This window comes from Acidimicrobiales bacterium, from assembly GCA_035630295.1.
GTDB lineage: Bacteria > Actinomycetota > Acidimicrobiia > Acidimicrobiales > Iamiaceae > Iamia.
This window is the reverse complement of the sequence record DASQKY010000017.1, coordinates 21,379-28,367: the sequence shown is the minus strand read 5'-3', so window position 1 is coordinate 28,367 and position 6,989 is coordinate 21,379. Positions and strand designations below refer to the sequence as shown.

At 73.1% G+C, this 6,989-nt stretch carries 7 protein-coding genes and 3 tRNA genes; 5 read left to right on the top strand and 5 right to left on the bottom strand.

Features of this window, described 5'->3' with window-relative positions:
- On the top strand, positions 1-1,103 hold a 1,103-nt coding region (locus tag VEW93_04540), incomplete at its 5' end, for an alkaline phosphatase family protein (GenBank protein HYI61052.1).
- A gap of 140 nt (positions 1,104-1,243) precedes the next feature.
- On the opposite strand, the gene VEW93_04535 is transcribed toward VEW93_04540, so the two are convergent.
- The 5 genes from VEW93_04535 to VEW93_04515 form a co-directional block, all read right to left on the bottom strand.
- Positions 1,244-1,315, bottom strand: a tRNA-Lys gene (locus tag VEW93_04535).
- Positions 1,316-1,451: 136 nt separating this feature from the next.
- Positions 1,452-1,528 (bottom strand) — tRNA-His (locus VEW93_04530).
- 82 nt (positions 1,529-1,610) lie between these two features.
- A complete protein-coding gene (locus VEW93_04525) occupies positions 1,611-2,858 on the bottom strand; it encodes a D-alanyl-D-alanine carboxypeptidase family protein (protein HYI61051.1) in 1,248 nt (415 codons plus the stop codon).
- Between the two features lie 190 nt (positions 2,859-3,048).
- Positions 3,049-3,858 carry a class I SAM-dependent methyltransferase gene (locus VEW93_04520; GenBank protein ID HYI61050.1) on the bottom strand — a complete coding sequence of 270 codons (810 nt, stop codon included), beginning with the start codon at positions 3,856-3,858 and terminating at the stop codon, positions 3,049-3,051.
- Between the two features lie 13 nt (positions 3,859-3,871).
- Positions 3,872-4,696, bottom strand: coding sequence for a metal ABC transporter ATP-binding protein (locus VEW93_04515; GenBank protein HYI61049.1), 825 nt, complete (start codon positions 4,694-4,696; stop codon positions 3,872-3,874).
- 121 nt (positions 4,697-4,817) lie between these two features.
- Here VEW93_04515 and aztB point away from each other — a divergent pair, with 121 nt between their 5' ends.
- The 4 genes from aztB to VEW93_04495 all read left to right on the top strand — a co-directional run bounded on the left by aztB (position 4,818) and on the right by VEW93_04495 (position 6,987).
- Positions 4,818-5,702: a zinc ABC transporter permease AztB gene (gene aztB, locus VEW93_04510; GenBank protein HYI61048.1), complete on the top strand. Its 885-nt coding sequence runs from the start codon at positions 4,818-4,820 to the stop codon at positions 5,700-5,702.
- Between the two features lie 44 nt (positions 5,703-5,746).
- Positions 5,747-5,820, top strand: a tRNA-Arg gene (locus VEW93_04505).
- 145 nt (positions 5,821-5,965) lie between these two features.
- Complete coding sequence (locus VEW93_04500) at positions 5,966-6,376, top strand: excalibur calcium-binding domain-containing protein (protein HYI61047.1); 411 nt, start codon at positions 5,966-5,968, stop codon at positions 6,374-6,376.
- Complete coding sequence (locus VEW93_04495) at positions 6,373-6,987, top strand: class F sortase (GenBank protein HYI61046.1); 615 nt, start codon at positions 6,373-6,375, stop codon at positions 6,985-6,987. Before VEW93_04500 ends, VEW93_04495 begins: the two co-directional genes overlap by 4 nt.
- Positions 6,988-6,989 lie beyond the last annotated feature (2 nt).

Genomic DNA, 6,989 nt, shown 5'->3' with positions numbered 1-6,989 from the left:
GCAACCTGACCTATCGGGACGACGAAGGCCGCCGGCACCGAACGCACCACCTGACCGACTACACGGGCTGCGGCTTCAACGACCCCGACCACTCCTACACCGGTGGACGGGTGCAGCTGAACGGTGGTCGGTGCGATGGGTTTCGGCGGGGGCGCAACGACGACTACGCCCTGGGGTACTACACGAGGGACGACCTCCCGCTGACACGGCAGCTGGTGGACGAGTTCATGGTTTGCGACCACTGGTTCGCGAGCATCCTCGGCCCGACCTACCCGAACCGCTTCTACACCCACTCCGCCGCAACGGACCGCATCCGGAACACCTTCGACGTCTGCGCGCTGCCCACGATCTGGGACCGCTTGATCGAGGCAGGGATACCGTCCGCCTACTACTTCAGCGACCTGCCGTTCCTCGCCCTCTACGGCGGGAAGTACCAGGGGCTGTCGAAGCGGGTCGACGAGTTCTTCGCCGACGCCGCCGGAGGGCGGCTGCCGTCGTACTCGTACGTCGATCCGGGCTTCCTCGGTGACACGCAGAACGACGACCACCCGCACGCCGACATCCGCCGGGGCCAGAACTTCGTCGGCCGGGTCGTCGACGCCGTCGTGCGCAGCCCGCAGTGGTCGTCGACGCTGCTCATCATCACCTACGACGAGTGGGGTGGGTTCTTCGACACCGTCGCTCCGCCTCGCTTCCCCGACCTCGTGTCGAACCCCGGCGGTGACGTGACGAACCCCGACCACGGCCAGGCCGGCTTCCGGGTCCCGACCTTCCTGGTGTCACCGTTCACCCGTAGGAAGCGGTTGACCCGGACGGTGTTCGAGCACAGCGCCATTCCCAAGCTCGTCGAGTGGCGCTTCGGCCTCTCACCCCTCACGCCCAGGGACGCCGCCTCGAACAACATCGCCGGCGTACTCGACTTCCGCCACCCCCGCGCGAAGCCGCCGACGATCGTGGTGCCCCCGGACCCGGGACCCCAGCCGTGCGGCCCCGAGTTGACGGCGACGACGGCCGGGGTGGCGGCGGCTGCCACGACGAGCGACGAGGCCACTTGGGAGGAACTCGCCGCCACGCCCTTGATGCGGGGTTGGGGCGTGTCCTAGCGCCGGCGGTGTTCAACCGCGTGCGACGCATCCCTCGCACGCCCTCTCCGCTCGTCGAAGGGTGACGAGACGCTCACGGGCGGTCTCACGACCCGTCTCAAGGGCTCTGAAAACCACCTGCTACCAGGGACGTTGCTGGGTGCGCCCCCCGGGATTCGAACCCGGAACCTGCGGATTAAGAGTCCGTTGCTCTGCCGTTGAGCTAGAGGCGCGAGCGCCTGGCGGAGCCGGGCACGAGGGCCGATCCTAGTGCGCCGACCCCGATCGGGACCCAAGCCGATCGGCCCGCGGCCAGCCGCCGGCTGGCGCGCCGACGGCCGGCTCCCGGTGGGGAGGCCGGCCATCGGATGGGGTGGCCGAGGGGATTCGAACCCCCGACATCCGCGACCACAACGCGGCGCTCTGACCAGCTGAGCTACGACCACCAGGAGGTGGGGACCCTAGCGTGCCCGCCCGGCGGCGGGCCACGTGATCGACCCGGTCGGCGCGGAGCCGCCCGCGGGCGGGTCAGGTGCCCGTCGTGCTCCAGTGCCACGCCTCGGACGGCAGGTTGTAGAAGCCGAAGCGGGCGGCGTTGGCCTTGAGCCAGCCGAAGCTGTACTGCGAGAAGTCGATGGCCAGGCCGACCTCGTGCTGCGACGAGCCCGGGGTGGCGGTCGGGGGCCGGCACTGCGACGACGGCATCTGGTAGATGGCGTAGTAGCTGGACCCGCAGTGCTGCTGGCGGAGGGCGATCTGGCGGGCGGGGTCGCGGTACCCGGAGCCGGTCAGGGTCACGCCGGCGGCCGATGCGGCGGCGATCAGGCCCCGCACGTTCTCGGCGATCGAGCAGTTCACGGTGATGCCGGCCGCGTTGCACAGGGCGATGCCACCGGTGCCGCTGCCCGAGGAGGTGACCGGCCCGGGGCTGGCGACGGGCTCGGTCTCCCGGCCCCCGTCCTGGTAGGTCGGGCCCGGGTCCGGCCTGGCCTGCTGCTCGGCCTGCTCGCGCTGTTGCCGTTGCTGGTGCTGGACGAAGGCCAGCTGGGCCTGGAGCCGGGCCTGCTCCTGGGCGATGCGGGTGGAGAGCTCCCGGTCCTGGCGGCCCAGCTCCAGGGAGCGGGCCAGCTCGCGGTTGATGCGCTCCTGCACGGACTCGATGAAGGTCTGCTGCTGCTGCCGGGCCGTCTCGACCCGGTCGATGCGGTCCTGGACCTCGGCCCGGGTCTCCTCGGCCCGGGTCCGGGCCGCGGCGGCCGCCCGGCGCTGGGCCTGGAGCTCGGTCCGGGCCGCCTTCACCTCGTCGCTCAGGTCCTCGTCGTGGGCGTTCTGGGTGTTGAGGATGGCCCGGCGCTTCACGATGTCGGTGGCCGAGTCGGCGTCGAGCACGGAGGCGAAGGAGTGACCGTTGGGGTCGGTGTAGGCCTCGATCATCTGCTGGCGGAGTTGCTCCTCCAGGTCGGCCAGCTCGCCGGCGGCCTCGTCGATGCCGGCCTGGGCCCGGCGCTCGGCCTCCTCGGCCGCCTGCACCTCGCGCTCGGCCGAGGCCAGGGCGTCCTCCTCGGCCCGGAGCTGGTCATCGAGGTCGCGGAGGGCGCGGTCGATCTCGGTCTTGTCGGCGGTGAGGGCGTCGACGTTGGCCGCCACCCGGCCCCGCTCGGTCCGGACCCTGTCGCGCTCCCGCTCGGCATCGGTCTGGGCCCCGGCCCCGTGGGGGCTCACGGCCACAGCCACGAAGACGGCCAGGATCATCAGGATGAGCGGGATGCGACGCACGATGCGCGGACTCCGGCGGGGGTGGTGGGACGAGGAGGGACGACCGGGAAGGGTCACGAGACTGTAACAAACTTCGTCGGAGCGGATGGCACCAGCCTCCCACCGCAGGCCACGCCGGTCGCGCACCCTCGGCCGAGGCTCCTTCTTCTCGTCGGGCTCCGACCGGGCCCATGTGAGCGCCAGCAGCCGATCAGCCCTTGACCAGGGTCGTCATCCGGTACCCGAGCTCCAGCCGCAGCCGGCCGTCGTCGGTCGGGGTCCCGCTCTGCTCCACGACGTGCACGACCATGGCCCGGGCGTCGGGCCAGCGCTCGCCCAGGGCGACCCGGGCGGCGATGATCGGCCCGGCGGCGCGGGCCAGCAGGTCGACGGCGGCCTCGGCCGAGGGCACGATCCACTCCACCGCCCGCTCCTCGCCGCGCAGGGCGTCCTCGGGGACGCCGAAGATCTCGGGCAGGTAGATGGGGTCGGCCCAGTCCCGGGGGCCCGGCGCCGGCTCCGGGGGCTCGAGGAAGACGGCCAGGAGGACGTCGGTGATCTGGCCGAACAGGCTGTCGATCGCCCAGGCCGTGACCCCCACCACGCCGCCCGGGCGGCAGGCCCGCAGCAGCTCCCCTGCCACCTGCTGCTGGTCGTTGGCGAACATGGCCCCGAAGGTGGAGACCACCCGGTCGAACGAGGCGTCCGGCACCGGGAGGTGGGCCATGTCGGCCTCCCGCCACTCCACCCGGTCGGCCAGCCCGGCCGCCGTCGCCCGGGCCGCGGCCTCGGCCAGCAGCGCGGGGGTGAGGTCCACGCCGACGACGCGGGTGGCCCCGGCCCGGGCCGCGGCCAGCGTGGTGTTCCCCGTGCCGCAGGCCACGTCCAGGACGTCACACCCGGCCACGTCGAGGTGCGCGATCAGCCCCTCGCCGGCCGCCGCGAACAGGTCGCCGACGGTGGCGTAGTCCCCCGACGTCCAGAGCGCCCGGGTGCTCTCGAGAGGATCGGGGGTGTCCAACGAGCCTCCTGGGTCACGGGGACGGGTGGAGCGCGGTGTGGGGGTGATCGTGCCGGTGGGTCTGGTCCGCGCACGGCTCACGGCCGTGGTGGTGGGGGTCGTCCAGGACGACCAGGTCACCGCCGAGCCGGACCAGGCGCCCACCGTAGGCCTCCGCGAGGGCCACGTCGGTGAGGGCCTCGTCGGGCGGGCCGAAGGCCACCACCCGGTTGGCCAGCAGGAGCACCAGGTCGGCCCGGCGGGCATCGGCCAGGTCGTGGGTCGAGACCAGCACCGTCCGCCCGGCCGCCACCTCCTCGGCCATGGCTCCCTCGATGCGGCCGCGGGACACCACGTCGAGGCCGGTGACCGGTTCGTCGAGGAGGAGCAGGTCGGCCTCCTGGGCCAGGCCCTGGGCCACCAGCACCCGCTGGCGCTGCCCGCCGGAGAGCTGGTGGAGCTGGCGCCGGGCCAGGTCGGCCACGTCCATGCGCTCCATGGCCACGGCCACGGCCCGGCGGTCGTCGGCCCGGAAGCGCCGGAGCCCACCCCGGTGCGGGTAGCGGGCCATGGCCACCGCCTCGGCCACCGTCAGCGGCAGGGCGGCGTCGACGTCGGTGGTCTGGAGCACGAGGCTGACGCCGCCGCGCCGCCGCGCCGCCGGGACCTCGATGGAGCCGCCGCGGGGCGCCAGGAGGCCGGCGGCGGCCCGCAGCAGGGACGACTTGCCCGAGCCGTTGGGCCCGATGAGGGCCACCAGCGCGCCGGCGGGGATGGCGAAGGTGGCCCCCTCCAGCGCCGGCCGGGTGCCGTGGGCCAGGGTGAGGGACGAGGCGGTGAGGGCGTGGGGGGGAGGCATGGGGTCGTGGCCACCGGACCGGGCTGTCGTGCGAATGAGAACGATTCTCCGATAGCGTACCGCTCCGGCCCCGGCCACCCGCTCCGCCCACCCTCTCCGCCCTCGCAGGAGGCTCGACCTCATGTGGCTCCTCGGCCTGGCCGACACGGTGCTCCCGGCCTGGCTGGCCGACCCGTTCGAGCCGGCGTTCATGCAGCGGGCCCTCCTGGCCGGGCTCATCGCCTCGGTCGCCACCGCCGTGGTGGGCACGTGGATCGTGGTGCGGGGCCTCACCTTCCTGGGTGACGCGTTGGCTCATGGCGTGATCCCCGGCCTGGCCCTGGCCGTGCTGTGGGGGTTCAGCCCCACGGTGGGCGCGCTGGTGGCCGCCCTGTTGATGAGCGGCGCCGTCACCCTCGTGGGCCGGCGGGTCCAGGTGCGGGAGGACGTGGGCATCGGCCTGCTGTTCGTCGGCATGCTGGCCCTGGGGATCGTCATCATCTCCCGGTCTTCGTCGTTCACCACCGACGTGACCGCCCTCCTGTTCGGCGACGTGCTGGGGGTGCGGGCCGCCGACCTGCGGGGCCAGGCCGTGGGGGCCGCAGTGGTCGTGGTGGCGTCGGTGGTGCTGCACCGCCCGTTCATGGCCCTGGCCTTCAACCCGGACAAGGCCCGCACCCTGGGCATGCGACCGGCCCTGGCCCACGCCGCCCTCCTGGCCCTGCTGGCCGTGGCCATCGTGGCCTCGTTCGACGCCATCGGGACCCTGCTGGTCTTCGGCCTGCTCATCGGCCCGCCGGCCACCGCCGGCCTGCTGGTCCGGAGGGTGCCGGTGATGATGGTGGTGGCCGTGGGCCTGGGCGCGGTGAGCGTGGTGGCCGGACTGGTCGTCAGCTACCACCACGGCACGGCCGGGGGAGCGACCATCGCCGGCCTGGCCGTGGCCCAGTTCTTCCTCGTCCTGCTGGTGCGGGAGCTGTGGCGGGCGGCGACGGCCGGGCGGGTCACGGCCCAGGCCGGCACCTGATCCCCGCCGCGCCGCTCCGTCGAGGTCGTACCATCGCCCCGCCGGCCTCCGTAGCTCAGATGGATAGAGCAGTGGACTTCTAATCCGAAGGTCGCAGGTTCAAGTCCTGCCGGAGGCGCCCCTCAAGTAGGCCCTGACCAGGGCCGGGCACGACCGATGATCGGAGATCCTCCGGTCCCCGGCGCCGCCAGTGCCGGCATGTAGTGTCACCGCCGACCCCTCCTCCGGTACACCCAGCCACGAACCCTGGAGATGTGCCCAGCATGAAGCGATCCGTACTCGCCCTCGCGGCCCTGCTCGCCGCCTTCACTCTGCTCTCGGCTTCGCCAGCCGGAGCGCAGACCGACCTCAACTGCGAGGACTTCGCCACGCAGGAGGAAGCACAGGCCGAGCTCGACTCCGACCCGAGCGACCCCCACGGCCTCGACGGCGACAACGACGGCGTCGCCTGCCAAGACCTCCCCTCCAACGGCGGTGGTGATGGCACCCCCGAGCCGTCCGACGACGGCGACGTCGAGGGTGACGCGGACGACGGCCCCGCCCCGACGGGTGGTGTCGCGACCGGTGGTGGCGGCACCGCACCCAACTCCGAGACGCCGTGGATCGCTGTCGCCGGCCTCGGCGCTCTCATGCTGATGGCTGGTGGGCTGACGCTCCGCTTGCGGAGTCGATGACCCGACCGACGTCGCGGGCGGGCCGTCACCTTCGGGTGGCGGCCTGCGCCGCGCTTCTGGTCGGCTGCGCCACCGCCGAGCCCCACGCCCAACCCACCGCCCCCTCGACGACGGCCGCCTCGACGGCCCCGACCACCGCCACGGCAGCACCCGATGCGAGCGTCCCGTCGGTCGCTCGGCCGGCGACGGTGCGGATCCCGAGCATCGACGTGGAGACGTCGATGATCGAGCTGGGCCTGCTCCCGGACGGTTCCCTCGAGGCGCCCGAGGACTTCGACGTCGCCGGCTGGTACGCCGCCGGGCCGGAGCCGGGGGAGCCGGGGCCGAGCGTGATCGCCGGCCACGTCGATTCCCAGCATGGTCCCGCCGTGTTCTACCGGCTGCGCGAACTGCAGCCCGGAGCAGAGGTGGAGGTGCAGGCCGAGGACGGCACGTCAGTCGACTTCCGGGTCGAGCGCATCGAGATGCACCCGAAGGACGCGTTCCCCACCGAGGCCGTCTACGCCGACACGCCCGGGCCCACGTTGCGGCTCATCACCTGCGGCGGAGAGTTCGACCGCGACGAAGGGAGCTACCGGGACAACGTTGTGGTGTTCGCCACGTTGGCCTGACG